Here is a 2362-nt window from a genome sequence, read left to right as displayed (position 1 = left end):
TGTTAAACGCAACTGAAAAAGGGGCCATCGGATGATTCAAAAAGGGGCCAAAAAATTATTTTAGCCAATTCTTGGTATCTTCTACACGAAAAGATGGACCACTGAGATCCAATACATGGGCCCGATGGGCCAAACGGTCCACCATAGCTGCCGTAAGCATTGGATCTTTAAAAGTTTCTTCCCAACGATCAAATGACAGATTTGTTGTAATAATCATAGAACCAGCAGTTGTTCTATTGGAAAGAAGATTAAACAGTATTTCGCTACCAACTTGATCAAATGAAACATAACCTAATTCATCTAGGATAACTAAATCGTATTTGCCAAATCGACGTTTATAAAAATTTAGTTGATTGGCACTCATAGATTCTTTTAATTCGATGACTAGATTGGGAATATTGGTAAATAGAACACTTTTACCTGAAAGACAAGCTTCCATTCCAAGAACAGTCGCTAAATGTGTTTTTCCAACGCCTGGATTTCCCATTAGAATAAGATTCTCTTTTTGTTCAATAAAACGTAAGGTTTTCAGTTCTTTGATTTGCTTCTTCAATTTGGTTTCTAAATGGCTATCCATATAATCATCAAAAGTAACTTTACTTGGTAATTTTGATTGACGTATCAATGTTTGGATTCGATTGTTTTGTCGTTGCTCAAGTTCTACTGTAAGTACTTGAGTGATAAATTCTTCATAACTTTGATCAAGATCAATTGCTTGCTGGATCAAAGCCGAATAATTTCTTTTTAAATAAGGAAGTTTTAGTTGTTTAGCGTATGTTTCAATCATTTATTTATCACCTTTCTCACCTGATGGATCACATTGTATTCTTGCAATTGATTTCTTGCTTCATTTACTGCACGACCCGGCAAAGTTTTAAAGACCTTTTGGTCTTTTATTGCTTCTTCTTCCAACTGTAGAATGAGTTGGTCTATGGAATCTCCCAAGTGTTGTTCAATAAATTGAAGAAACCTCCGTGGAGTCTTTTGGTAATACAGAAGGAAGCAGCGATGAAGCTTAGGTGCTTTCTTCAATACAAGTGAATGCTCTAGTGACTTAGGTTTTCGTAAAAATGTGGTTAAATAGTGTCGAATATCAATGGAATATTGTTTTTCTCCTTTTTGAATGGTATGTGTAGCGATAACTTGACTAGAACCCACTATCTTTAGTTCATTGAGGTAACGCTTTACGGTAACTTTTTGACCAACTAAATAATCTGGCACAGAGTAATAATTTCCGTCTACATGTACAAAACTATATTTGTCTACGGTTTGCTTTGTTGTTACACCATAATCATAACTTCCTCTCAGTGCTTGTAACTGAGCTTGTTCCACCACAATTGTTGAAGCTGAATTCAGTTCAATCATTGCCTGATCTAGATGTTTTTGAGCGTGTTCAATTGATTCAAACTCATATTGTTTAATGAATGCTTTTCTTCGGAGAACCTGGACACTTTTTTCTACGTGTCCTTTTTCATGACCACTAAATGCATTGGTTACAATTGGTTCAAAACGGTAGTAAAGAGCTAATTTTACTAATTCATCATTGAGCTCCTTTTCATGTGGACCTATGAAACGTTTAACTACATTTCGCATATTGTCATAAACGACTGTTGAATAAACACCTTTGAGGTGTTCAAAAAAACGGATATGTGCATCAAGAAACACTTGTTGGTTCGCCGATTCATAAAGTTTCCCCCAGCGATAACCAGAAGCAGGACAAGAAAATACAGCGATAGTTAACGTTCGTTTTTGTTGATTGATCAAACATTTTACTTCTCCAAAATCAAATTCTGCCCGATAGCCTAAAGGATATAATTGCTTGATATAAGCTTCTTTTTTTGCTTGGACTTTTTCTCGAACATAAGGACGTAAAGTACTCTGTGCAATGTCAAACCCTTCAGATACTAGTATTTCGTGAATAGCAACAATCGTTAATTGTTGTTTATGAGGACCCAACTGTTTTGCTTTTAACTGATCAAAGGCAAGTATTTCTTCGACCCGTTGGTCGATTTCAGGAGTATATTTCCTTGGTTTTCTATTCTTAGATTGATAAGTAGGGGGGGCAGTTAATGCCTCTTTTTTCATAGGATCTGCTGGGTCATTTTCTAAGTTTCGTTGTGCAATTTGATATTGTCTCCAATAACGACTAACCGTTTTTCGGTTTAGTCCCAATTCTTTTGCGACAGATCGTTGAGAACGCCCACCTTCTAATAGACGTATGATGGTTAATTTATCCATAAATTTTATCACTCCAGGACCTCCAATAAGTAAACTGACTCTTTACTTATTGTGAGTTAGTAGTGGTCCCTTTTTCAACCATCGCACCTATAAAAAGTGGCCCCTTTTTAAATTAGCATAAACA

Annotated in this window: 2 protein-coding genes; both read right to left on the bottom strand. The window is 35.8% G+C overall.

The window, feature by feature from the left end:
* Window positions 1–55 precede the first annotated feature (55 nt).
* On the bottom strand, window positions 56–787 hold the full coding sequence (istB, locus tag HCJ45_RS14780) for an IS21-like element helper ATPase IstB (RefSeq protein WP_038407971.1): 732 nt from the start codon (window positions 785–787) through the stop codon (window positions 56–58).
* Window positions 784–2250 (bottom strand): IS21 family transposase, encoded by a 1467-nt coding sequence (istA, locus tag HCJ45_RS14775; RefSeq protein WP_200222257.1) that lies wholly within the window; start codon window positions 2248–2250, stop codon window positions 784–786. The genes istB and istA overlap by 4 nt, the downstream gene beginning before the upstream one ends.
* Between the last annotated feature and the right edge of the window lie 112 nt (window positions 2251–2362).

The sequence above is a fragment of the Listeria immobilis genome (genome assembly GCF_014322845.1).
GTDB classification, from domain to species: domain Bacteria; phylum Bacillota; class Bacilli; order Lactobacillales; family Listeriaceae; genus Listeria; species Listeria immobilis.
This window is presented reverse-complemented; position numbering and strand designations above follow the sequence as displayed.